At 70.4% G+C, this 24228-nt stretch carries 21 protein-coding genes; 12 read left to right on the top strand and 9 right to left on the bottom strand.

The genetic code is table 11. The features are described 5' to 3' along the window. Positions 1 to 248: 248 nt before the first annotated feature. Both AB0I53_RS34060 and AB0I53_RS34055 read left to right on the top strand, forming a co-directional pair. Positions 249 to 1784 carry an acyl-CoA synthetase gene (locus AB0I53_RS34060; RefSeq protein WP_358612437.1) on the top strand — a complete coding sequence of 512 codons (1536 nt, stop codon included), beginning with the start codon at positions 249 to 251 and terminating at the stop codon, positions 1782 to 1784. Between the two features lie 22 nt (positions 1785 to 1806). Next, positions 1807 to 2763 carry an LLM class F420-dependent oxidoreductase gene (locus AB0I53_RS34055; RefSeq protein ID WP_358612435.1) on the top strand — a complete coding sequence of 319 codons (957 nt, stop codon included), beginning with the start codon at positions 1807 to 1809 and terminating at the stop codon, positions 2761 to 2763. 394 nt (positions 2764 to 3157) lie between these two features. Here AB0I53_RS34055 and AB0I53_RS34050 read toward each other — a convergent pair whose 3' ends face one another. The 5 genes from AB0I53_RS34050 to AB0I53_RS34030 form a co-directional block, all read right to left on the bottom strand. Beyond that, positions 3158 to 4267 (bottom strand): PAS domain-containing sensor histidine kinase, encoded by a 1110-nt coding sequence (locus AB0I53_RS34050; RefSeq protein WP_358612433.1) that lies wholly within the window; start codon positions 4265 to 4267, stop codon positions 3158 to 3160. Further along, the gene (gene kaiC / locus AB0I53_RS34045; protein ID WP_358612431.1) at positions 4260 to 5783 is read right to left on the bottom strand and encodes a circadian clock protein KaiC; all 1524 of its coding nucleotides are present in this window, start codon (positions 5781 to 5783) and stop codon (positions 4260 to 4262) included. Before kaiC ends, AB0I53_RS34050 begins: the two co-directional genes overlap by 8 nt. Positions 5784 to 5785: 2 nt before the next feature. Then, the gene (locus AB0I53_RS34040) at positions 5786 to 6058 is read right to left on the bottom strand and encodes a circadian clock KaiB family protein (RefSeq protein WP_358612428.1); all 273 of its coding nucleotides are present in this window, start codon (positions 6056 to 6058) and stop codon (positions 5786 to 5788) included. A gap of 177 nt (positions 6059 to 6235) precedes the next feature. Beyond that, positions 6236 to 6928 (bottom strand): histidine phosphatase family protein, encoded by a 693-nt coding sequence (locus tag AB0I53_RS34035; protein WP_358612425.1) that lies wholly within the window; start codon positions 6926 to 6928, stop codon positions 6236 to 6238. Positions 6929 to 6930: 2 nt separating this feature from the next. After that, positions 6931 to 8844: an NAD(P)-binding domain-containing protein gene (locus AB0I53_RS34030; protein ID WP_358612422.1), complete on the bottom strand. Its 1914-nt coding sequence runs from the start codon at positions 8842 to 8844 to the stop codon at positions 6931 to 6933. A 195-nt stretch (positions 8845 to 9039) separates the two neighbouring features. On the opposite strand from AB0I53_RS34030, the gene AB0I53_RS34025 reads away from it, so the two are divergent. Both AB0I53_RS34025 and AB0I53_RS34020 read left to right on the top strand, forming a co-directional pair. Then, positions 9040 to 9825, top strand: a complete 786-nt coding sequence (locus AB0I53_RS34025; RefSeq protein WP_358612463.1) for an enoyl-CoA hydratase-related protein — start codon at positions 9040 to 9042, stop codon at positions 9823 to 9825. Further along, positions 9822 to 10709 carry a crotonase/enoyl-CoA hydratase family protein gene (locus AB0I53_RS34020; protein WP_358612419.1) on the top strand — a complete coding sequence of 296 codons (888 nt, stop codon included), beginning with the start codon at positions 9822 to 9824 and terminating at the stop codon, positions 10707 to 10709. Before AB0I53_RS34025 ends, AB0I53_RS34020 begins: the two co-directional genes overlap by 4 nt. Positions 10710 to 10772: 63 nt before the next feature. Here AB0I53_RS34020 and AB0I53_RS34015 read toward each other — a convergent pair whose 3' ends face one another. Then, on the bottom strand, positions 10773 to 11597 hold the full coding sequence (locus tag AB0I53_RS34015; protein WP_358612416.1) for a crotonase/enoyl-CoA hydratase family protein: 825 nt from the start codon (positions 11595 to 11597) through the stop codon (positions 10773 to 10775). Between the two features lie 168 nt (positions 11598 to 11765). Here AB0I53_RS34015 and AB0I53_RS34010 point away from each other — a divergent pair, with 168 nt between their 5' ends. The 6 genes from AB0I53_RS34010 to AB0I53_RS33985 all read left to right on the top strand — a co-directional run bounded on the left by AB0I53_RS34010 (position 11766) and on the right by AB0I53_RS33985 (position 19893). Beyond that, the gene (locus tag AB0I53_RS34010; protein ID WP_358612413.1) at positions 11766 to 13022 is read left to right on the top strand and encodes an acyl-CoA dehydrogenase family protein; all 1257 of its coding nucleotides are present in this window, start codon (positions 11766 to 11768) and stop codon (positions 13020 to 13022) included. Next, complete coding sequence (locus tag AB0I53_RS34005) at positions 13019 to 14359, top strand: phosphotransferase family protein (protein WP_358612410.1); 1341 nt, start codon at positions 13019 to 13021, stop codon at positions 14357 to 14359. The genes AB0I53_RS34010 and AB0I53_RS34005 overlap by 4 nt, the downstream gene beginning before the upstream one ends. Beyond that, on the top strand, positions 14356 to 15276 hold the full coding sequence (locus AB0I53_RS34000; RefSeq protein ID WP_358612408.1) for an SMP-30/gluconolactonase/LRE family protein: 921 nt from the start codon (positions 14356 to 14358) through the stop codon (positions 15274 to 15276). The genes AB0I53_RS34005 and AB0I53_RS34000 overlap by 4 nt, the downstream gene beginning before the upstream one ends. 30 nt (positions 15277 to 15306) lie before the next feature. After that, positions 15307 to 16965, top strand: a complete 1659-nt coding sequence (locus AB0I53_RS33995) for a class I adenylate-forming enzyme family protein (protein WP_358612405.1) — start codon at positions 15307 to 15309, stop codon at positions 16963 to 16965. A gap of 86 nt (positions 16966 to 17051) precedes the next feature. Then, positions 17052 to 18077 (top strand): phosphotransferase family protein, encoded by a 1026-nt coding sequence (locus AB0I53_RS33990; RefSeq protein ID WP_358612402.1) that lies wholly within the window; start codon positions 17052 to 17054, stop codon positions 18075 to 18077. 58 nt (positions 18078 to 18135) lie between these two features. Beyond that, positions 18136 to 19893: an acyclic terpene utilization AtuA family protein gene (locus AB0I53_RS33985; RefSeq protein WP_358612399.1), complete on the top strand. Its 1758-nt coding sequence runs from the start codon at positions 18136 to 18138 to the stop codon at positions 19891 to 19893. 86 nt (positions 19894 to 19979) lie between these two features. Here the strand turns inward: AB0I53_RS33985 and AB0I53_RS33980 are convergent, their stop codons facing one another. Further along, complete coding sequence (locus tag AB0I53_RS33980; protein ID WP_358612396.1) at positions 19980 to 20900, bottom strand: MFS transporter; 921 nt, start codon at positions 20898 to 20900, stop codon at positions 19980 to 19982. Positions 20901 to 21451: 551 nt separating this feature from the next. Continuing rightward, positions 21452 to 22333 (bottom strand): NAD(P)H-binding protein, encoded by an 882-nt coding sequence (locus tag AB0I53_RS33975; protein ID WP_358612393.1) that lies wholly within the window; start codon positions 22331 to 22333, stop codon positions 21452 to 21454. A 48-nt stretch (positions 22334 to 22381) separates the two neighbouring features. On the opposite strand from AB0I53_RS33975, the gene AB0I53_RS33970 reads away from it, so the two are divergent. Then, a complete protein-coding gene (locus AB0I53_RS33970; RefSeq protein WP_358612390.1) occupies positions 22382 to 22753 on the top strand; it encodes a MerR family transcriptional regulator in 372 nt (123 codons plus the stop codon). A 20-nt stretch (positions 22754 to 22773) separates the two neighbouring features. Here AB0I53_RS33970 and AB0I53_RS33965 read toward each other — a convergent pair whose 3' ends face one another. After that, positions 22774 to 23391, bottom strand: a complete 618-nt coding sequence (locus AB0I53_RS33965; protein ID WP_358612388.1) for a TetR/AcrR family transcriptional regulator — start codon at positions 23389 to 23391, stop codon at positions 22774 to 22776. A 138-nt stretch (positions 23392 to 23529) separates the two neighbouring features. On the opposite strand from AB0I53_RS33965, the gene AB0I53_RS33960 reads away from it, so the two are divergent. After that, complete coding sequence (locus AB0I53_RS33960; protein WP_358612386.1) at positions 23530 to 24222, top strand: GPP34 family phosphoprotein; 693 nt, start codon at positions 23530 to 23532, stop codon at positions 24220 to 24222. The last annotated feature ends 6 nt before the right edge of the window (positions 24223 to 24228 follow it).

The following is a 24228-nucleotide window of genomic DNA, read 5'->3' as shown; positions in this document are numbered from 1 at the left end:
GTCGGGATGTTCCCGGTAACGGCCCGTTCAGGACCCAGGGATCACACGTATCGGCTTGTGCTGGTGCGTCACCGTTCGTGCGGGGTTCTCTGGGAAGGGAATGGAACGTAGTCATCGCCGCAGGTTGCGGAACGATGGCCGATCGGCTGAGACTGCCCAGCCTGGACTCCAGCCGTGCACTGGTGGTGCGGCGGAGAGCGAAGTGTCCTACTCGAACAAGTATGAAACGAGTAGGAAGCAGGAGCCGCATGTACCCAGGAATGCATGCCGCCGCGAACCCCGACAAGCCGGCCCTGATCATGGCCGGATCGGGGGAGCGGTTGACCTATCGCGAGCTCGACGACCGATCCCTGCGGCTGGCGAACCTGCTGCGCGCCGCCGGGCTGACCAAGGGCGACGTGGTCGCGCTGCTCACCGACAACTCGGTCCACGCCTACGAGGTCTACTGGGCGGCGGTGCGTTCCGGGATGTACGTGTGCGCGGTCAACAACCACCTGCAAGCCGACGAAATCGCATACGTGGTCAACGATTCCGGCGCCAGCGCGCTGGTGGTGTCGGCCGCGTTGGGCGAGCTCGCGGACGACGTCGCGGGCCAGGTTCCCGGCGTGCGCGTGCGGATGGCCTACGGCGGCTCGGTGCGCGGCTACGAGGACTACGAGAAGGCCCTGGCCGCCGCGTCCGACGAAGTGCCCGCGGTGCAGCCGCGCGGCGCGGATCTGCTGTACTCCTCCGGAACCACCGGGCGCCCCAAGGGAATCAAGCCGAACCTGCCGGACCGGCAGGTGGACGAGCCCGGCGACACGCTCGTCGAGCTCCTGCGCAACGTGTACGGATTCGACGAGGACGCCGTCTACCTCTCGCCTGCGCCGGTGTACCACGCGGCGCCGCTGCGGTACTGCGCTTCGGTGCACGCGCTCGGCGGAACGGTCGTGATGATGGAGCGTTTCGACGCCGAAGGCGCGCTGCGGGCCATCGAGCGCTACGGCGTCACGCACAGCCAGTGGGTGCCGACCATGTTCGTCCGGATGCTCAAGCTCGATCCGGAGGTCCGGCGGCGCTACGACCTCTCCAGCCACCGGGTTGCGGTGCACGCCGCCGCGCCGTGCCCGGTCGACGTCAAGCGGCAGATGATCGACTGGTGGGGCCCGATCCTGATCGAGTACTACGCCTCCACCGAGGGCATCGGCATGACGATGATCGATTCTTCGCGGTGGCTGGAAAAACCCGGCTCGGTGGGCGTCGCGGTGCTCGGCGAGGTCCGGATCTGCGACGACGACGGCCGGCTGCTGCCGCCCGGCGAGGTCGGCGGCATCTACTTCCAGCGGGACGAGATCACCTTCGAATACCTGGGAGACCGGGAGAAGACCCGGTCGGTGAAGCACGCCGAGCACGAGAACTGGGCCACCATGGGCGATCTCGGCTACCTCGACGAGGACGGCTACCTGTTCCTCACCGACCGCAAGGCGTTCATGATCATCTCCGGTGGGGTGAACATCTACCCGCAGGAGGTGGAGAACGTGCTGGCGCTGCACCCGGCCATCCTCGACGTCGCGGTGTTCGGGGTGCCCGACGAGGAGATGGGCGAGTCGGTCAAGGCGGTGGTGCAGCCGGCGCCGGGCGCGGAGCCCGGGCCGGAGCTGGAGCGGGAGATCCTCGCCTACGCGCGGGAGCGGGTGGCGCACTACAAGGCGCCGCGCAGCGTGGACTTCCTCGACGAGCTGCCGCGAACACCGACCGGGAAGCTGGTCAAGGGAAAGCTCAAGGCGCGCTACGCGCGTCCGTGACGCAACGACGAAAGGGATTGTCGTGGAACGACGTTGGGGCATCACGGTCCCGTTGCAGGGGCTGCCGCTGGCCGACCAGCGGGAGCTGATCGCCGAACTGCCGGACCTGGGCTACACCGATGTGTGGTCGGCGGAGGCGAACGCCACCGACGCGTTCACCCCGTTGGCGCTGGCCAGCGTGTGGGCGCCGCAGCTGCGGCTGGGCACCGCGATCGTCCCGGTCTACACCCGCGGCCCGGCGACGCTGGCGATGAGCGCGGCGACGCTGGCGGCGGCCGCGCCGGGCCGGTTCGCGCTGGGCATCGGCACGTCGTCGAACGTGATCGTGCAGCGCTGGAACGGCATTCCGTTCGACGAGCCCTACAAGCGGGTGCGCGACACGGTGCGGTTCCTGCGCAAGGCGCTGCGCGGCGAGAAGGTCACCGAGAACTACGACACCTTCCAGGTGCAGGGCTTCACCGCGGGTGTCGTCGCCGATCCGCCGCCGCCGTTGCTGGTCGCCGCGCTGCGGCCGGGCATGCTGCGGCTGGCGGGCCGGGAGGCCGACGGGGCGATCATCAACTGGCTGTCCGCCGAGGACGTGCGCACCGTGGTCCCGCACGTGCACGAGGGCGGGGCGGACAAGGAGATCGTGGCGCGGATCTTCGTCATGCCGGACACCGACGCCGACACGGCGCGCGGCGTGGCCCGGCGGCAGATCGCGGCGTACATGAACGTGCCGGTCTACCGGGCGTTCCACGAGTGGCTGGGGCGCGAGGAGCTCAAGCCGATGTGGCAGGCGTGGGAGTCGGGAGACCGGAAGGCGGCGCTGACGGCGATCCCGGACAGCGTGGTCGACGACCTGGTCGTCCACGGCCCGGCGGCGTACTGCCGGGAGCGCGTCCAGCAGTACATGGCCAACGGAGTCACGACCCCGGCGATCGCCCTGATGACCCAGGGCGACCCCACCGCGGCGGTCCGCTCCCTGGGCCTGAAGTAGTCGGGCCGATTTGAATGGAAATCGGTCCGCCGATTTCCATTCAGCCCCTTTCGGCCTCGCACGGCATATCCGTGGTGGTGTCGTGAGTGCCGGTGGCCGCTGTGACGACCATGGGCACTCACGACAGGTCGGTGGCGGCGCTCCGCCATCGGTCCCGGTTCATTGACGTTTACCCTGTTCGGGTGTGTACTGAACGTGCGGTCAAGCGATTGGAAGGATCGGGAAACCGCAGGGGCGATGGCACGACAGCCCCGAGGGAACGCATGGTCCAACGTAAAGGACATTCGTAGTCCTGAGCCCCATGGTGAGGGGTAAAGTGGAGTTCAGAAGTACGAAAGACGCTCGTTTGACTCGGGCAGCGTTCAGTTGAGGGCCTCCGCAGGTGCGGGGGCCCTCAATTTGTGCGGGGGCCGTCGCACGGCGCTCGCTCGACCGCGCCGGAGGAGGACGTCCCTCCTGGCAGGCGGAGGCAGAAGCAGGCGCCTCCGGCGTCGTTGGGCTCGTACCAGGCGTCGCCGCCGATCGCCCGGGTGAGGCTTCGGACGATCCACAGGCCGAGCCCGGTGCCTTCGCTCTCCCGCTGGGCGCGCGCCTCGCGGCTGAAGCGTTCGAACAAGCGGGGCACGAACGCGCCCGGAACACCCGGCCCGTGGTCGCACACCCGGATCTCGGCCCACCCGGACTGCTCGGTGGCCCGCACCTCGATCGGTGGGCTTCCGTAGGCGAAGGCGTTCTCCAGGTAGTTGGTGAGCATTTCGGAAAGCTCCTGCCGGTCGACGAAGACCTCCAGCTCGGGGGCGCACGACAGGCTCACCTCCTGGGCTTTCTCGGCGAGTTCGGCAAGTCTTTCCAGCAGTGCTTCGAGCACGCGCACGGGTTGCGAGGGCGCCCGGGTGCCCTCGGCGTCGATCCTGGAGGCGACGAGGAGCTTGTTCATGAGGGCCTGGAGGAGGTCGACGCGAGCGGCGATCTGGTCGATGATCTCGACGGCCTGTTCCTCGCTGAGCGCGGCGCGCCGGTCGCGCAGTTGGTGCACGAGCAGTTTGATCGCGGCGACGGGCGTGCGGAGCTCGTGGGCGGCCACGGCGACCACGGTGGTCTGGTGTTCCAGCGCGACTTCCAGGTTCTGTTCGGCTTGTTTTCGCCGGGTGACGTCGCGGAGCGCGGCGACGTAGATGTGCTCTCCGTGCAAGGTCGTGCCGGTGACCCGCATCTCGACCACGCGGGCGGAACCGTCGGGTCGGATCAGGTCGATCTCGCTGGTTTGGTGGACGACCGTCGGGGAACCGAACGCGCTGCCCACGAGATCACCGGTGGGTCGGGCGAAGAGCGCCTCGGCGGCCGGATTGGCGAGGCGGATGATCCCCTGTTCGTCGACGGCGACGATTCCGTCCGCCGACGCCTCCACCATGACCTGGTTCGCGCCGTCGCGGAACCTGGAGCCGGTGGCTCGCCCGGGCCCGGTGTTCGCCGCCGAACGCTCGTCGGAGCGAGGATCATCCATCGGTCGTCGGTCCCTGTGATCGCTCGGGCGCTGTCGTCCACTGCGGACCCTCGACGAGGGGATTCGCGGCGAGGATGTGGGAGAAACCGCGCAGGCGTTCGCCGATGTGCATGCCGGTGCCGTCGATCGTGACCTGGCGGATGCTGTGGTCGTGCGCGGTTCCCCGGGCCTGCACGACGGCGATGGCCCGCTGGATCTCGCCGGCGTGTTCGAAGTCGTGGAGCAGGATCGTGACATCGGCGAGACTGGCGATCTCCACCGCCCCGGCGGAGGCGAGCGACGACGTGAGGTGGACACCGGTCGCCGAAGTGAGCAGCGCGGTGATCTCGCGGGGCCGCAGCACCGCACCCAGCGAGATGAGGAAGTCCAGCAGCGCCCGTGGTGTGGCCACGCGTTCCAGCGCGGACAGCGTGTCGATGACCATCCGGTCCGGGGCGAATTCCACCACGCTGCGCCTGAGCCGGATGAAGTGGTCTTCCAGCGAAGCCACCTCCGGGTACTCCGACACGATCCGGAGCCTCCCGGTCGCTTCCATGGCGTCGAGATCGAGTCCCCAGCCCACGGCGTTGCGGCCGAGTTGCTCGCGGGTCTCGTCGAAGGTGTAGAACAGGCAGCGCTCTCCCGCGGTGAGCGCGGCGGCCGCGAAGCACAGGCAGGTCAACGTCTTGCCCGCACCGGTGGACCCGCTGAGCAGGGCGATCGCGTCCCGGTAGAGACCACCACCGCACATCTCGTCCAGCTCGGCGATGCCGGTGGAGACGCGGTCCTGCGACGCGCGCTCGCGCGACGCGAGGAAGGCGAGGGGCATGACGACGATCCCGTCCTGCGGGTCGATGGCGAACAGCCATTCCCCGGTGCGGTGCGAGGCACCCCGGAACTTGACGATCTCGATGGTCCGGCGTCGCCTCTCCTGCTGGAGGACGTTGCGCAAGACGATCACGTTGTTGAGCACGAATTCCTCGATGCCGTACCAGGACACGCCGTTGTGCTCGGCGGCCCGCTCCGCGGTGAGCACCGACGTGACTCCGAGGGCTTCGAGGGCGGAGGCGATCCGGAACAACTCGCTGCGCACGTTGCCGATGTCGTTGAAGCGGTTGAAGATCGCGCCGAGGGAGTCGAGCGAGACGCGCCTGGCGCCGATCCGGCGGGCCACGTGCTCGATGCGGGCCACCAGCGCGCTGAAGTCGTAGTTCCCGATGGTCGAGGTCTCGCCGACGTCGGCCGCCGCGTCGACGAAGGCCCACTTCCCGTCGGCCTCCCACTGCTGGACGGGAAACCCCAGCGAAGCGGCGTTGCGGCGAATGTCGGTCGGTGTCTCCTCGAAGGTGACGAACACCCCGGCCTCGTCGAAACCGCGGATGCCGCGGGCGAGGAACTCGACGGCGAACAGCGTCTTCCCGCTGCCGGTCGTGCCGGTCACGAGCGTGGACCGTCCAGCGGGAAGACCACCCAGCGCGACCTGGTCGAAGCCGCTGATACCGGTGGGTATCCGCTCGATCTCGTTGCGACCGGCCATGGTCACCGCCTCTCCGAGGGCGACGCGCCCGGGACCGGGAGGCCGAGGGCCGCGGCGGTGCGGCCGTGATCGGACAGATCCCCGATGACCCGCCGTTGTGGCAGCGGCGCGAGCCTGACCACCGTGGGCGTGGCCAGGATTCGTTCCTCCGACGCCGCGTCGGGGCGTTCGGCGGCGTCGATGACCTCGAGTTCGTAGCGTCCCGGGATCATGGATTCGCACAGCGAGCGCAGGTTCGTCAGCGCGGCCTGGGACCGCTCCGTCTGTCCCGCCACGTACAACCTGAACGAGTACACAGCCACCTGAGCAAGCACTTCCGCCCCACACCGGGACCGGCCCGCAACGGGGCGCGGTCGTGGTACTGGCCTACTGCACCCCCGTTTGTAACCCGGGATCGCCCAACTTGCCCGCCCACGTGCGTGGAGGTGCGGCTCCGGCGACTGCCGCGGCGGTCAGCTCAGGGCGGAGGCCGCTCGGCCGAGGCCGTCGTCGAGGTGGGCCGAGTCGTTGAAGCGGCGGACTATCCAGCGGTCTTCGGTGACCACGATCTGCGAGATCGAGCCGTTGTTCGCGCCCAGGAACGCCAACGGCCGGGAGCCGCTGGCCATGGCGATCACCTGGCCGATGACGCCGCCGTGGGTGAACACCGCGACGCGCTGGTCCGGGTGCGCGGCCGCGAGGCGTTCGATCGCCTCGCGCACCCGGGTGGTCAGCGCCTCGGTGGATTCCGCGCCCGGGATGACGTCCCAGCGCTGCTCGGCGTGCATCTTCTGGATCACCGGGTCGTTCTGCGCGACCTTCTGCCGGAACAGCCCGCCTTCCCAGGCGCCCAGGTGCACCTCGCGCAGGCCGGGCTCGATCCTCGGCGTCAGGTCGAGGCGGGCGGCCAGCGGCGCCGCGGTCTGCGCGGTTCGCTGCAGCGTGGTCACGTAGATCGCGTCGAGGTCTTCGCCGGCCAGGCGTTGCGCGACCCGCTCGGCGTGTTCCCGGCCCGCCGGTGCCAGCTCCGGGTCGCCCTGGCCGTCGACCAGCCGGAACGGCCGGTCCGGTCGCGCCGGCTCGGATTCGCCGTGCCGGATCAGCAGGACATCGGTGGATCCGGCCGGTGCCGAGAACCGCGCCTGCCGGTACTCCACTTCGGACATGCTCACTCGCTTTCTCCGCCGCGCAGCAGGAAGTCGGCCGGATCGGGCCGCTTCGTGCGCTTCCAGTACTCCATCAGCGAGAACGGCCAGTTCTGCGCCACCCGGCCGTGCTCGTTCTTGTACCAGCTGTGCACTGTGGACTTTCCCCAGCTCATCAGCAGGTTGGCGCGGTCGACGTCGGCGTTGAACTCGTCGTGCACCTCCTCGCGGCATTCGAGCGCGGCCGAGCCGCGCTCCAGCAGCAGCCGCAGGCAGCCGACGATGTAGTTCACCGCGCACTCGGAGAAGAAGATGATGCTGCCGTTGACCACGATGTTGGTGTTCGGCCCGTAGATCACGAAGAAGTTCGGGAATCCCGGCACCGTGATCCCCAGGTAGGCGCGCGCGTCGCCGTCCCACCGGCGGTGCAGGTCGACGCCGTCGCGGCCGGTGACCCGCATCGGCGTCAGGAAGTTCGACGCCTGGAAGCCGGTGGCCAGGATCAGCACGTCGGCGTCGTGCTGTTGCCCGTCGGCGGTGCGCACGCCCGTCGCGGTCACCTCCTGGATCGGCTCGGTCACCAGGTGCACGTTCTCCCGCTGCAGCGTCGCGGGCCAGGTGCCGTTGTCGCGCAGCATCCGCTTCGCCGCCGGCGGGTACTGCGGGGTGATCTTGCGGACCAGTTCGGGATCGTCGGGCAGGGCCATTTCGAGGTATGCGACCAGGAGTTGCCGGAGTTCCTCGTTGCGCGCGGACACCGAGCGCGGATCGCCGGTCCAGTCCGGGTCGACCTCGACGGCCGGGAGGACGCCCTCCGCGGAGCGGCAGAACAGCCAGAACCGGTACCACTGGGAGTGATGTGGCACGTTGCGCAGCAGCCACCGCAGGCCCGGCGACACCGGATCGTGGTAGTCCGGGGTGGGCACCAGCCACGGCGGGGTGCGCTGGAAGAGGCGCACCTCGGCGGCCTGCTCGGCGATGATCGGCACGAACTGCACGGCGCTGGCCCCGGTGCCGATCACCGCGACGCGCTTGCCGGTCAGGTCGACGTCGTGGTCCCAGCGGGCGGAGTGGAAGCTCGGCCCGGCGAAGTCGGCCACGCCGCTGATCTTCGGGTAGCTGGGCCGGTTGAGCTGGCCGACGGCGCTGATCACCGCCTGCGCCCGCAGCCGCCGCGAGCCGCCAGCGTCGCGGAGTTCCAGCTCCCAGCAGTGCTCGGCTTCGACGTACTCCGCCGCCACGACCTCGGTGTTGAACCGGATGTGCCGCTTGAGGTCCTGCTCGTCGGCGAAGTCCCGGAAGTAGTCCAGCAGCGCCTGCCGCGTGGAGAAGTGCCCCGGCCAGTCGTGGTTGTCGGTGAAGGAGAAGCTGTAGAGGTGGTTGGTGACGTCGACCCGGCAGCCCGGGTAGGTGTTCTCCAGCCAGGTGCCGCCGACATCGCCGTTCTTCTCGAAGATCTCGAACGACACCCCGGCCTGCTGCAGCCGGTGCGCGGCGGCCAGCCCGGACATCCCGGCGCCGATGATCACCACGTGCAGCGGCGCCTCGGCGGCGAGTTCGGCCTTCGTCCAGTCGGGCCGGCCCGGGTCTCCGTCGTTGGCGAGTTCCTCCACCAGCAGCGGCAGGTAGCGGTCCAGGGCGCCGCCGGTGGTGAACTCGATGAGCCGGCGGATCTGGTCGGCGGCGAGCTCCGGCGCGGCCGGGCAGCCCCGGTCGCGCCAGTCGGCCAGCGTGCGCAGCGCGAGCTCGCGGGCGGTGGCCAGCTGCTCGTCGCCGAGCGCGCCCTGCGGGCTGAAGCGGTCGGTCGGATCGGGGCGCAGGTCGTCGCGCAGCAGCGACAGGTCACCGGTCAGCTGGGCGAGCGCGGGCAGCAGTGCCGGGATCTCGGCCTCGTCGATCGCCGCGCGCAGGAAGTCGTCATCTTCGTTGATGGCCATCGTTTCCCTTCCGCGCAGGGGTCGGATCCCGGCGCGCGCCGGGGCGCATGAGGCTCGACTTTTCCATTGCGCCGGGTGGTTTTCAAGCGCGAATCGATGCTTGGGAGGTGATGCCGCCGGATGCTAACTTAACGAACGATACACGGCTGGCGGGTCGCGCCGCCGCACCCGAAACGATGGGGATATGTGAGCACAATGGACGGTGACACGGTTCTGCTGGCCCAGGACGGCCCCGTGCTGACGGTGACGATCAACCGGCCGCGCCGGAAGAACGCCATCGACGGGCCGACTTGGGCGGCGCTGCACGATGCGCTGAAGAAGGCGGCGACCGACGACAGCGTGCGGGCGTTGGTGCTCACCGGCGCGGACGGCGACTTCTGCGCCGGCGCGGACCTGAGTGGCGACCGCGGCTCGCAGCACCCGCTGCACCGGATGCACGGCATCAACGACATCGCGCTGGCGCTGTACGAGCTGCCCAAGCCGGTGGTGGCGAAGGTGCGCGGCGTCGCCGTCGGTGCGGGCTGGAACCTGGCGCTGGGCTGCGATCTGGTGGTCTCCGCCCCGGATGCGCGGTTCTCGCAGATCTTCGCCAAGCGCGGGCTGTCGCTGGACTTCGGCGGATCCTGGCTGCTGCCGCGGATCGTCGGCATGCAGCAGGCGAAGCGGCTCGCGCTGCTCGGCGAGATCATCGGCGCGAAGGAGGCCCTGGGGCTCGGGCTGGTCACCTGGATCAAGGAGGACCACGAGCTCGACGAGTTCGTCGCCGACCTCGCCGGCCGGCTGGCGCAGGGCCCGCCGATCGCGATGGCGCAGAGCAAGGAGATGCTGCACGCCGGCTCGCACCAGAGCTACCGGGAGGCGCTGGAGAACGAGGCCCGCGCCCAGACCATCAACTTCGCCACCGCGGACGGCCCGGCCGCGCGGGAAGCGTTCGTGAACAAGGCGGAACCGTCGTTCACCGGCGAATGGATGGTGCGATGAGCTACGAGCAGATCGCCTACGAGGCCGCCGACGGCATCGCGACCATCACCCTGAACCGGCCCGACAAGCTCAACGCTTTCACGCACGTCATGCGCGAGGAGCTGATCGACGCCTTCGACACCACCGACGCCGACGACTCGGTGCGCGCGGTGATCGTCACAGGTGCGGGCCGCGGCTTCTGCGCCGGCGCGGATCTCAGCTCCGGTTCGGACACCTTCAACGCCGACGCCGACGAGGAGCGCGCGAAGGCCCGTTGGGCGGCCGGGGAAATCGGCGGTGTGCCACGCGACGGCGGCGGCACCGTGGCGCTGCGCATTGCGGCGTCGCGCAAGCCGGTGATCGCGGCGTTCAACGGCCCGGCGGTCGGAGTGGGCGTGACCATGACGCTGCCGATGGACATCCGGCTGGCCGCCGAGTCGGCGAAGTTCGGCCTGGTCTTCGCCCGCCGCGGCATCCTCCCGGAGGCGGCCTCGACGTGGTTCCTGCCGCGCGTCGTCGGCATCTCGCAGGCGATGGAGTGGGTGGCGACCGGCCGCGTCTTCGGCGCCGACGAGGCGCTGGCGGGCCGCCTGGTTTCACGCGTGGTTCCCGACGACGAACTGCTCCCGACGGCCCGGGCGATCGCCCGCGAGATCGCCGACAACACCTCGGGTGTTTCGGTCGCGGTGGCCCGCCAGCTCCTGTGGGGCATGCTCAGCGCGGATTCGCCGTGGGAGGCGCACCGCCTGGACTCCAAGGGCATCAACCACCTCGGCGCGGCCGCCGACGCGGCCGAAGGCGTCGCGTCGTTCCTGGCCAAGCGCCCGGCCGAGTTCCCGCTCAAGGTCAGCCAGGACTACCCGGAGTTCATCCCGCCCTGGCCGCAACGGCCCAACGGCATCTGAACCCGTCTCGTCGTGAGTGGCAATGGCCGCTGGAACGGCCGTTGCCACTCACGACTGCGGTGTTCAGGCGGGGTCGGTGAAGTCGGGAGAGCGCTTCTCGAGGTTGGACTTGACCGCCTCGACCTGGTTGGGGCTGCCGATCAGGGCCTTGATCGCCGTTTGCTCCGCTTCGAAGCCTTCGGCGAGGGTCGCGCGGCCCGCCATGTCGAGGAGCTGCTTGGAGTAGCGGATCGCCTCGGGGCTCTTGGTCGCGATTTCGGCCGCCAGGGTGAGGGCCGCCGAGACCGGATCGGCTTCGACGCGGGTGCACAGGCCGAGCGCGGCCGCTTCTTCGCCGCTGATCACCCGGCCGGTGTAGGTCAGTTCCTTCGCCACGTCCCGGCCGACCAGTTCCGGGAGCAGCTGGGTGCCGGTCATGTCCGGCACTATGCCCCACTTGATCTCCATCACCGACAGCTTCGCGTCCGGCGCCACGAGCCGGATGTCCGTGCCCAGCGTCACCTGCAGGCCGCCGCCGAAGGCCACGCCGTGCACCGCCGCGATCACCGGCACCGGCAGCGTCGCCCACACGTGCGCCGCCTGCTGGCCGCGCGCCTTAGCCGGGCCGATCGGCTCGGTGGTGACGGCCTTGCGGTCGGGAACCAGGCCGCTGCCGTCGGCCATCTGCTGGAAGTTGCCGAAGTCCAGCCCGGCGCAGAAGGCCCGGCCCTCGCCGGAGAGCACCACGGCCCGCACGCCGTTGTCCTCGCGCAGCCGCAGCCCGGTCGCGACCAGGGCGTCGAACATGGCCTGGTCGAGCGCGTTGAGCTTGTCCGGTCGGGTCAGCCGCACGTCCGCCACGCCGTCGGTGATGGTGCAGCTGACCCGTTGCTCGGCCGTTGTGGTCACGAACCCTCCTGAGAGCGCTGGAACCGGTGCGGGCACTCGCCTTGCGCACCAGGGATTTCCGCACGTTATGGCGCGGTCGAACGAGACGTCAAGAACGCCCTCGTTCGTCCCCTTGTGCTACCTGCGACGACGTGTCTAGGGTCACTGAACGAGCGTTAAGGAGGACGCATGGACTTCGCTCTCCCGGCCGAGCTGGTCAGCCGTCTCGCCGAGCTCGACGCGTTCATCGACGCCGAAATCCGCCCGCTGCAGGAACAGGACGACAACGAGCGGTTCTTCGACCACCGCCGGGAATTCGCCCGCACCGACTTCGAGGCGGGCGGCACGCCGCGCCGGGAGTGGGAGGAACTGCTCGGCGAGATGTTCCGCCGCGCCGACCGCGCGGGCTGGCTGCGCTACGGGCTGCCGGCGGAGGTCGGCGGCTCCGACGGCACCAACTTCGACATGGCGGTGATCCGCGAACACCTCGCCGCGAAGGGCCTGGGCCTGCACAACGACCTGCAGAACGAGTCGTCGGTGGTGGGCAACTTCCCGGTCGTGCACATGCTGCTGGCGTTCGGAACCTCGGAGCAGCGCGAAGGATTCCTCCAACCCGTGCTGGAGCGCCGCAAGCGGCTCGCGTTCGGCCTCACCGAGCCCGACCACGGCAGCGACGCCACCTGGCTGGAGACGACCGCGGTCCGCGCCGGCGGCGACTGGATCATCAACGGCGCCAAGCGGTTCAACTCCGGGATGCACTCCGCGACCCACGACATCGTCTTCGCCCGCACCTCCGGCGAGCCCGGCCAGGCCACCGGCATCACCGCGTTCATCGTGCCCACCGACGCGCCGGGCTTCTCCGTCGACTTCCACTGGTGGACCTTCAACATGCCCACCGACCACGCCGAAGTGACGCTGCGCGACGTGCGCGTGCCGGATTCGGCGGTGTTCGGCGAGGTCGGCGGCGGGCTCGCGCTGGCGCAGCACTTCGTGCACGAGAACCGGATCAGGCAGGCGGCCTCGGGTGTCGGCGCGGCGCAGTACTGCATCGACCGCAGCGTCGAATACGCCCGCGAACGGGTCACCTTCGGGCAGCCGCTGGCGAACCGGCAGGCCATCCAGTGGCCGCTGGTGGAGCTGCAGACCGACGCCGAGCTGCTGCGCGGCCTGGTGCGCAAGACCGCCTGGGAACTGGACCGCAGGCCGCACTTCGAGATCAGCGACCGGGTGTCGATGTGCAACTTCCGCGCCAACCGACTGGTGTGCGAGGCGGCGGACCAGGCGATGCAGGTGCATGGCGGGCTCGGCTACACCCGGCACACCCCGTTCGAGCACATCTACCGCCACCACCGCCGCTACCGGATCACCGAGGGCTCCGAAGAGGTGCAGAAGCGGAAGGTCGCCGGTTACCTGTTCGGCTTCGCCGGGCCGGGGAAGCGCCGGTGAGCGCGGCCGAGCCGCTGGATGAGCTGGCTCGCCGCCTGCCCGCGGTGCTCGGCCGTCCGGTCGAGGTGACCGGGCTGGCGCAGGCCAGCGGCGGGGCGAGCCGCGAGACGTGGTTCGTCGAGCTCGACGGCGGAGCCCGGCGGCTGGTGCTGCGCCGCGACCCGGTCGGCGCGGCGCGCCCGGAGGGCATGGCACGCGAAGCGGTGGTGCTGGAAGCGGCGCGGGCCGGGGGAGTTCCGGTGCCGCCGCTGGTGGACCACAGCACCGACACATCGATCCTCGGATCGCCGTACGTGCTCACCGAGCACATCGACGGCGAGTCGATTCCCCGACGCCTGCTGCGCGAGCCGGAATTCGCCGCGGCGCGCGGGAAACTGGCCCGCGAACTCGGCCGCGCCGCGGCCCGGATCCACCGCATTCCCGCGCCGGACCTGCCGGCCGCCGACCCGCTCGACCAGCTCGTGGCGACCTACGAGGAGCTCGGCGAACCGCTGCCCGCGGTGGAGATCGCGTTCCGCTGGCTGCGCGCGAACCGGCCGGCGGGAACCGGAAGGACGTTGGTGCACGGCGACTTCCGCAACGGCAACCTGATCGTCGGCCCGGACGGGCTGCGCGCGGTGCTGGACTGGGAGCTGGTGCACCTCGGCGATCCGATGGAGGATCTGGGCTGGTTGTGCGTCAACGCCTGGCGGTTCGGTTCGCCGCTGCCGGTCGGCGGTTTCGGCACCAGGGAGGAACTTTTCGACGGCTACGCCGAGGTCGCCGGGCAGCGGCCGGATCCGGACGCGGTGCGCTGGTGGGAGATCTTCGGCACCGCGCGGTGGGGCGTGATCTGCCGCTCGCAGGCGCAGCGGCACCTCAGCGGCGAGCGGCCGTCGATGGAGCTCGCCGCGATCGGCCGGCGCGTCTGCGAGCAGGAGCACGACCTGCTGGCGGAGCTCGGCGTGCCCCGCCCGGTCGATCCCGGGCAGGAACGCCGGGAGCCGGTGTCGGATCTGCACGGGCGGCCTTCGGCGGCGGAGCTCGTCGCGGCGGTGGCGGACTTCCTGCGCGACGAGGTCGTGCCGGCCAGCACCGGCCGGATGCGGTTCCAGTCCCGGGTCGCCGCGAACACGTTGTCCATTGTGGGGCGCGAGCTGGCGCTGGGAGAGCGGCAGGAACAACGGCACCAGGGCCGGCTCGCGGGCCTGGGCCTCGCCGATCGGGCGGCGCTGGCCGCCGCGATCCGCGACGGCGAACTCGATCCCTGGCAACCGGAAGCGGCCGCCGCCGTGTGGGGGTCGGTGCTGGACCGGCTCGCGGTGGCCAATCCGCGGCACCCGAGAGGAATCTCATGACCGAGCTGACGAAGATCGCATCGGGCCTGCAGTTCCCGGAAGGACCGGTGGCCCTCGCCGACGGTTCCGTGCTGCTGGTGGAGATCAAGCGCGGCACGCTGTCGCGGGTCGCGCCGGACGGCACCGTGTCGGTGGTCGCCGACTGCGGCGGCGGGCCCAACGGGGCGGCGATCGGGCCGGACGGCGCGGTGTACGTGTGCAACAACGGCGGGTTCGAGTGGCACGACATCGGCGGCCGGGACGTTCCCGGCATGCAGCCCGACGACTACATCGGCGGCCGCATCCAGCGGGTCACCATGGACGGCGAGGTCACCGACCTCTACACCGCCGTCGACGGCCACGGCCTGCGCGGCCCCAACGACATCGTCTTCGACGCCGAAGGCGGCTTCTACTTCACCGACCTCGGCAAGCGCCGGCCGCGCGAAACCGACCGCGGCGGGCTGTACTACGCCACCGCCGACGGCAGCCGCATCGAGGAGATCGCCTACCCGCTGGCCGACGCCAACGGGGTCGGGCTGTCGCCGGACGGTTCCCGGGTCTACGTGGCGGAAACGTCGACCGGCCGCGTCTGGTACTGGGACGTCGAAGGCCCGGGGAAGCTGGGCCGGGGCGGCAAGGGCCCGGCCGGCGCCAAGCTGCTGCACGGATTCGAGGGCTACCAGCTGCTGGACTCGCTGGCCGTGGATTCCGAGGGCAACGTTTGCGTGGCGACTCTGGTGACCGGCGGGATCAGCGTGCTGTCTCCGGACGGCGAGCTCAAGGACGTGATCAAGACGCCGAAGCACGACTTCCACGTCACCAACATCTGCTTCGGCGGCCCGGACCTGCGCACCGCCTACATCACCTCGTCCGGCTGGGGAATCCTCTACGCCGCCGAATGGCATTGCCCAGGCCTGCGCCTCAACCACGAAGCTTGATAGACCACAGTGGACATTCAAGGAGGGGATGTGCCGGAGGACCAGCGACGGCGGTTGTTCGAGGAGCTCACCGGTCCGGGCGGTGAGTTCGAGATCGTGCCGCAGGACGTCGGTGGCGTCCCGATGCGGGTGTACGCCAAGGGGCCGACGACGCTGCGCGACGTGGTGCTGTTCAGCCAGGGCTACGGCGCGCGCGACTTCCTCGTCTACGACGGCTACCGGTGCACCTACGCGGAGCACTACCGGCTGGTGGCGGGCCTGGCGCGCAGCCTGCGCGAGGAGTACGGCCTGATTTCCGGCGACCGCGTGGCGATCGCGATGCGCAACTACCCGGAATGGGTGCCGATCTTCTGGGCGATCCAGGCGGCCGGGCTCGTCGCGGTGCCGCTCAACGCCTGGTGGACCGACGCGGAGCTGCGCTACGGCCTGACCGACTGCGGCGCGAAGCTGGTGTTCGCCGACGCGCAGCGAACCGCCTTGCTGGACCGCGACATCCCGGTCGTCGAGGTGCGCGGCGACGAACCGGCGCCGGGCGTGCGGGCGTGGGCGGAGCTGCTGGAATCGTTGCCTGCGGACGCGGATCTGCCGGATGTGGCGATCGGGCCCGACGACGACGCCACGATCCTCTACACCTCCGGCACCACCGGCCGTCCCAAGGGCGCGATCGGCACGCACCGCAACCACTGCACGAACCTGCTCAACACGGTGGTGAACCGGCGCGTCCAGGCGGCGCTGGCCAACGGCGGCGAGTTCCCGCCGCTGGGCGACGGGCCGCAGCCCGGCGTCCTGCTGACCTTCCCGATGTTCCACATCGCCGGCCTCACCACGCTGTACTTCGGCACGCTGGCCGGGGCGAAGCTGGCCACCATGTACCGGTGGGACCGGGAGGCCGCCGCGCAGCTGATCAAGACCGAGGGGCTGACCAGCGCGGCCGGCGTGCCGACCGTGATGCGCGACCTGGTCGAGCAGGGCGACGCGGTGGCCGGGCTGGACGGCGTGAACATGGGCGGCGCGCCGATCCCGCCCGACCTGGTGCAGCGCATCGGCTCCCTCGGCACCGGCGTCGCGCCCTCCAACGGCTACGGCCTCACCGAGACGACCTCGGCCGTGGTCAGCAACGCGGGCGCGGACTACCTCGCGCGCTCCAACAGCGTCGGCCGCTGCATGCCGGGCGCCGACCTGCGTGTCGTCGAACCGGCCACCGGCGAGGACGCCGCGCCCGGCGAGATCGGCGAGCTGTGGTTCCGCGGGCCGAACATCGTGCGCGGCTACTGGAACAACCCGCAGGCCACCGAGGAATCCTTCACCGACGGCTGGTTCCACACCGGCGACCTCGGGTACGTCGAGGACGACTGGGTGTACGTGGTGGACCGGCTCAAGGACGTGGTGATCCGGGGCGGCGAGAACGTGTACTGCGCCGAGGTCGAAGCGGCCCTCTACGAGCACCCGGAGGTGGCCGACGTCGCGGTCATCGGCCTGCCGCACCCGACGCTCGGCGAGGAGGTCGCGGCGGTGGTGAACCTGCATTCGCCGGTGCCCGCGGAGGAACTCCGGTCGCACGTGGCGGCGAGGCTGGCGGCGTTCAAGGTCCCGGCGCACGTGGTGGTGCGTGCGGAAGCACTGCCGCGGACGCCGACCGGCAAGGTCCTCAAACGCCAACTGCGCGAGCAGATCGGCACGAAGGACTGATTCGAAGTGGCGGTGCGAGCCGAGTCCCACACCGCAAACGGCTGTCGCCGCTGACAAGACGAACGCCAAGGTAGTGCGAGGTTGACGTGGAACTGCGTGGCATCGAGCCGGAGACGACCGAACGCTGGCTGGCCGAGAACGTGCCGGGGCTCCGCACGCCGGTGACGTTCTCGCTGGTCTCCGGCGGCCGGTCGAACCTGACCTACCAGGTCATCGACGCCGACGGCGTGGTGCGGGCCCTGCGCCGCCCACCCACCGGCGGCGTGCTGACGACGGCGCACGACATGAGCCGCGAGTGGCGGTTCATCTCCGCCTTGCACGGCACCGACGTGCCGGTTCCCGAGCCGCTCGCGTTCTGCGACGACGAGTCGGTGACCGGCGCCGAGTTCTACGTGATGGGCTTCGTGGACGGCCATGTGCTCGCCGGTCCGGATTCGGCGGAATCGTTCTCGCCGGCGGCAAGGCGGCGCGCGGGCCTGGCGACGGTCGAGTGCATGGCGGCCTTGCACGGCGTCGACCCGGACGAGGTCGGGCTGGGCGATGCCGCCCGTCGCGACGGCTACCTGGAGCGGCAGCTCCGGCGCTGGCAGCGCCAGGTGCACCAGTCCGGCGCACCGGATCTGCCGCTGCTGGACGCGGTGCACGACGCGTTGCTGGCGAAGGTGCCGAGGCAGGAGACCGGCATCGTGCACGGCGACTTCCGGCCGGGCAACCTGTCGTTCTCGCCGGACGGCGACGTGCTGGCCGTCTTCGACTGGGAGCTCGCCACCCTCGGCGAACCGCTCGCCGACCTGGGCTGGCTGCTGGCGACGTGGGTGGAGCCGGGCGACGAACTGCCTCCCGCCACCGCTCTCGGCCCGACCGCAGAGCCGGGTTTCCCCACCCGCGCGGAGCTGATCGACCGCTACGTCGCCCTCTCCGGCCGCGACGCCTCGGAGTTGCCGTACTACGTGGCGTTCCAGCGGTGGCGGTCGTGCTGCATCAGCGCCGGTGTGCGGGCCCGCTACCTGGCGGGCGTGATGGGCGACGACGGCTACGTCGCCGAATCCCGCGCGAAGAACGAACTACGCCAAGCCGAAGCCGCCTGGCAAGCGGTGCAAGAGCTCTCGTGAGCGCTCACTCCGGTTCTTACCGGAATGAACGCTCACGACCGCGGAACAGGAGGAACTCATGACCAGGGCGATCCGCATCGCCGGCTTCTCCGGCTACCTGGGCGACCGGCGCAGCGCCTTGGCTGAGGCGGTGGCCGGCGATCCGTGCGACGTGCTGATCGGCGACTACCTCGCCGAGTTCACGCTGGCCATGCTGGCGGCCAGGCACCGCAGCGACCCGTCGAAGGGCTTCGTCGAGTACTTCCTCGACCAGCTGCGCCCGCACCTGGCGACGCTGGCCGAGCGCGGCACCCGGGTCGTGGTCAACGCCGGCGGCTTCAACCCGGCGGGCCTGGCCGACGCCGTGCGGGCGCTGATCGCCGAGGCGGGCGTGCGTCTGCGCGTCGCGCACGTCGAAGGCGACAACGTGCTGTCCACATTGGATGATCTGCAGGCTGCCGGGCACCCGCTGCAGAGCCTCGACAGCGGCGCGCCGTTGTCGGACTGGGGAGTCCGGCCGATCGCGGCGAACGCCTACCTGGGCGGCTGGGGCATCGCCGCCGCGCTGCGCGAAGGCGCCGACATCGTGGTCTGCGGGCGCGTCACCGACGCCTCGCTGACCGTCGGCCCGGCCGCCTGGTGGCACGGCTGGCGCAACACCGACTGGAACGAACTCGCCGCCGCGGTGGTGGCCGGGCACATCATCGAGTGCGGCCCGCAGGCGGTCGGCGGCAACTTCTCCGGGTTCACCGAGGTGCCCGGCATGGTGGCGCCGGGATTCCCGGTCGCCGAGATCGCCGCCGACGGAACCGCGGTCATCACCAAGCACGCCCGCGACGGCGGAATGGTCACAGTGGACACCGTGACCGCGCAGCTGGTGTACGAGATCCAGGGTCCGCGCTACCTGAACCCGGACGTCACCGCGCACCTGGACACCGTGCGGCTGCGGCAGCTCGGCCCGGACCGGGTGGAGCTCTCCGGCACCACCGGCTCGCCGCCGCCGCCCACGACCAAGGTCGCGGTGTTCGCCCCGATCGGCCACCAGCTCGTCTCGACGCTCTACGCCACCGGGCTGGACATCGACGAGAAGGTCGCGCTGGTCCGCGCCCAGGCCGAGGCGCTGCTCGACGACGCGGAAGCGGAGCTCGACGTGAGCGCCCTCGGCGCCGCGGCCGAGGACCCGGAACGGCAGTGGGACGCCACGGTCCAGGTGCGCATCATGGCCACCGCTGCCGAGCGGGCACCGCTGGAAAAGCTGGCCGAAGGGCTCGGCGGCCTGTTCCTGTCGAGCATCCCCGGCTTCTACACCGACAGCGCCGCCCGGCAGTCCGGAACGCCCAAGCCGCGCATCGACTACTGGCCGTCGCTGCTGGCGATGGACGCCGTGCCGCACGAAGCGGTGCTCGACGACGGCACCCGAATCCCGATCGCCCCGCCCGCCACCGAACAACCGACCCAGCCCACGCATCCCGAGCCCGAGCCGAACCCGGCGGGCGAAACGCGCCGCGTCCCGCTCGGCCGGATCGCGCACGCGCGCAGCGGCGACAAGGGCGGCAACAGCAATGTGGGCCTGTGGGTCGACGATCCGAAGGCGTGGCCGTGGCTGCGCGGCCTGCTCAGCACCGAGGAGCTGCGGCGGCTGATGCCGGAGGCGAAGGATCTGGAGATCGTCCGGCACGAGTTCCCCAACCTCCGCGCGGTGCATTTCGTCCTGCGTGGACTGCTGGGCACCGGTGGTTCCAGCAACCTGCGGGTCGACCCGATCGGCAAGGCGGTCGGAGAGTTCCTCCGCGCCCGCCACGTAGAAGTGCCGGTGGATCTGCTGGACCAGGCATGACAAAGGTGGCGCGAGCGACACATCCGCTCGCGCCACCTGCCTAGCTGCAGAGGCTGTTTCGCTCCACCCGACGTTGGCGCGCACTGCTAGGCGGTGCGCTCCGGGTCGAGCGGATGCGCGAGTTCGTCGGCGGGAAGGCTGCCGAGGACGATCGCCGCCGCGGCCGCGACCGCTGGCACCGTCCCGGCGACCACGAACGTCGCAGGTGCGCCGATCAGCTCCGCGACCGGGCCAGCGGCCGCCATCGAGACGGGGAGGAACGCGATCGACACGAAGAAGTCGAGACTGGTGATCCGGCCCAGCAGATGCGGCGGAACCCGGCGCTGGAGCAGCGTTCCCCACAGGACCATCGGGCTGGCGAACATCGCCCCGACGGCGAACGCGGCCGCGACGACGATCCAGAGCTCGCCCGCGAACGCGATGACGACCAGCGGCAGGCAACCCACTCCCCACAACCCGATCAGCACGGTCAGGTAGCGGCGAGGCATCCGCAGGGAGCCCATGATCAGCGAGCCGACGGCGCCGCCGATTCCCCACGCGGCCAGCACCATCGCGTGCTGCTCGGCACCGCCGCCGAGCCGGTCCTTGATGAGGAACGGCAGCACCACCTGCAGAGGACCCAGCACCACCATCACCATGAGCGACGCGAACAGCAGCGAGGCGAGCAGCCACCGCGTCGCCACCATGTACCGGAATCCCTCGGCGATGTCGGCGATGACGCTGCGCGCATCGTCCCTCCTGCGCACCGGCGTGCGCGGAACCGTCAGGAACGCGCAGCAGGCGGCGAAGGCCGTCGCCGCGGCCACGGCCATCGCCGCGCCGGGGGAGACGGCGGCGATGATGAGACTGCCGATCGCGGGCCCGGCGGCCTGCTGGATGGTCGGCCGCAACATTCCCTCGAAGCCGTTGACCGCCATGAGCTCGTCCTCGGCCAGCAAGGCGGGCAGCCACGCGGAATACGCGGGGAAGTAGAACGCCGTCGCGGTGCCGCCCAGGAACGCGACCACGACGAGGACAGCCGCAGCTGATCGGTCAGTGACAGCACGGCCGCGGTGGTCAGGACGAGGGTGTGGGCGCCTTGGACGACGATCAGGATCGTCTTCTGCGCCACCCGGTCGGCGATCGCGCCGCCGAGCAGGACGGGTAGCAGCGCGCCGAGCGAAGCCGCTGCCGCGACGAATGACAGTTCGCTGGCACCGCCACCGATCCGCACCACTTCCCAGACCTGCGCGACAACCCACAGCCCGCTCGTGCACAGCGCGAAGAAGAGGGCGGCGGCGAGCCGGCGGTAGGAGGAACGGCGGAAAGGCAGCAGCACGCGGGGAAATCCCGGCGGGGCGGATGGTGGCGGTACCGGCGGGTCGACCGCGGTGTCGTTCTTCGTCATGGCCGCTCACGACTCCAGGGGGCCGCAGCGGCGGGTTCGTTTTCGATCACGCGGTCGACGCTAGAACTTCGACAATACTAGAGGTCAACTTCCGATTCCGGGATCGGACGCCACGTTCGCCCGATCCCAGAGCGTCCCAACTTCAGGAAGGAACCCTGCACGACGCCCCGGTCAGCTGAACTCGGCCGCGTGATCGACGGCCCATTGCCGGAAAGTGCCGGGCGGTCGGCCGGTCAGGCGTTCGACGTGGTCGGTGATGCGGTTCGACTCCGGGCGGCGCACCGGAGCGGCGATCAGCGCCTCCACCAGGTGCTCGGGACGACCATCCGCGAGCATTCGGGATCGCGCGAGGTCCGCGGGAACCACGTCGAAGAGCAGGCTGCGTCCCAGTGCGGCACCGAGGGAGGCGACCTGGTCGGCACGACTGAGGATCTCAGGGCCGGTCAACACGTGCGGGCCGTGCTCTCGTTGGTCGTCGTCCCAGAGCAGTGCGGCAACAGCCGCATCAGCCACGTCACGCTCGTCCACGACGGCCGTCCGCGCGATGTCCGGGCCGGCCACCACGTCGCCAGCCTTCACCTGCGCTGCCCAGCCGCGGGCGTTGGACGCCAACGTGTCGCTGCGCAGTACCACCGGCCGCAGACCGGCGTCGTTGAGCAGGGCTTCCATGTCCGCGTGCACCTGGACGATGGGATCGCTCTGGCGGGCGACTTCGTCGTCGATGGCCGTCGAGGACACGTAGACGACGCGAGGTGCCGCTGCCGCGAGTTCGGCGACCAGATCACGGGCCGGGGCCGAATCGAGCAGCGGCCACATGAGGAGGACGGCATCGACGCCCGCAAGCGCGGAGCGGACGACCGCGGGATCGGTGAGGTCGCCGCGCACCGACTCGACTCCGGGGCGCGGATCGATCTGGTCGCGCGAAAGGCATCGCACCCGCACATCGCGGGTTCGCAGGCGGTCGACGACTTCCCGGCCGAGGTTGCCGGTTGCGCCGGTGACCAGGACTGATGGAGTCCGGCCGTCGACCGCGGGGAGAATGGTTCCAGGCATGCCGCGGACGCTAGGGGTTCAGGTCGACATGAAGGCAAGATGCGCGTGATGAGGACGATCGGGGAAGTGGCCGCAGAACTCGGAATCGAGGCTCACGTGCTGCGGCACTGGGAGCAGGTCGGTGCACTCACCGTGCGCCGCGATGGCAACGGCTACCGCAGCTACGACGACGACGCTCTGGAGCAGGCGCGCACCGTGCTGAAACTACGGCGCGTGGGTCTCTCGTTGCCGGAGGTGACCGCCGCCATGGCGCCGAAGAAGTCGGCGGCGCAGGCGGTCGTGCGGGCGAAGATCGCCGCGCTGGAAAGCGAGGTCGGCCGCGCGCAGCAGGCCATCACGTACCTCCAGCACACCGTCGACTGCCGGCATCGGTATCTGGACGAATGCCCGGAATGCGCGGCTTTCGTCCGCGAGCTCTGAGCCGCCCGGCGAACGCCCGGTCAGGCGCCGACGACGCGCAGCGCGATCGTCACGTAGCGGTCGGCGAGTTCGGCCGCTCCCACGTCGCTTTCCGGGTCGTACCACTGCGGGATCGCGTTGCAGGCGGCCTGGATCGCGCGGCGGGCCTCGGCGGGATGCTCGCAGCGGAAGCTCCCGCATCGCACGCCGTCGTCGATGATGTCCTGGAACAGCCGGGTCGCCGACTCACGCAGCGCGCCGAGCCGCCGCGCGTGCTCGTCCTCCAGGTTGCGGATCTCCCGCACCGCGATGGTGCTTTCCACCCGCCGCCGCACCCGGTAGTCCACGGTTGCGCGCACGATCGCGCTCAGGCGCTCGGCCGGATCCTCGCCGCAGTCGCGCAGTGCCGCGTCGCAGGCCTGCACGTAGTCGTTGACGCTGTCCTCCAGCAGCCCGGCGAACAGCTCCTGCTTGCTGGAATGCCAGTAGTACAACGCGGACAGGCTCAACCCGGCCCGCTTGGCGATGTCCCGGATGGACGCGCCGTGGTATCCGCGTTCGGCGAAGATCTCGCGCGCCGCGACGGAAAGCGCGTCGCCGCCCTGGCCACGCGGGATGGCGGAGCCATTGTGGGCAGAGGATTCGGATGCCGCCGTCACGCCATCAGAATACGGGCTGCGGCCCGGCATCGAACATGGTGCGGGGCTCGGGGTGCTCGGGCAGTCGAGTTGCCCCTTCGGCGCATCTTGCAGCCGGTCCGATCGATGGCGGTTCCGGGCCTGGCACGGTAGGTGCCTGTGGTCCTGCCATCGCGTCTGTCGCTGCCCGAGGAATTCGTCTTGCTCTCCTACCGCGACGGCGGCACGGTGCACGACTCCTCCCAGGTCGCGGCCGGTTGCGCGGCAGCGGAGCTCGGCGAGCTCGCATTGCGCCGCAAGCTGCTGGTCCGGATCCGGAAGGGCAAGAAGTTCGGCTTCGACGTCTACTTCCCGTCGGATGCCAGGATCCAGTTGCTCGACGCCTCGCCCACCGGACTGGGCTGGGTGGACGAGCTGCTGGCCGAGCTGGCGCAACGCGGCGCCGCCGAAGTCGGTGGGAACGTCCGCCTGCGCCGCTGGGTCCGGCAGCGCCGCGTCGCTTTGGCCTTGCACCGGGCCGCGCTGGTCGAGCGCGACCTGCTGCGCCACGAGCCGGGTAAGGACCTCGCCGGAATCTTCCGCGGCGAACGCCATTACCCGGACTACGCGGCGCGCGGCATGCTTCTCGCGGCGATCCAGTCCGCCATCGGCCAGGATCGGTACGACGAGCACATGCTGTTGCTGTGCGGCCTCGCCCAAGCCGCCGACCTGGAGCTGGGGAACCGGTTGACCATGCGCCAGCGCTTGGATCAAGGCCGCGGCATCGGAGCGGTGGCGTCCGTTCCCGAGGAACTGCGCGACACCAGCGTGGCGCTCGATTCGACAGTGCCGATGAGCGCGAAGAGCGGGTGACGGCCG

Source organism: Saccharopolyspora sp. NPDC050389 (assembly GCF_040655595.1).
GTDB lineage: Bacteria > Actinomycetota > Actinomycetes > Mycobacteriales > Pseudonocardiaceae > Saccharopolyspora.
This window is presented reverse-complemented; position numbering and strand designations above follow the sequence as displayed.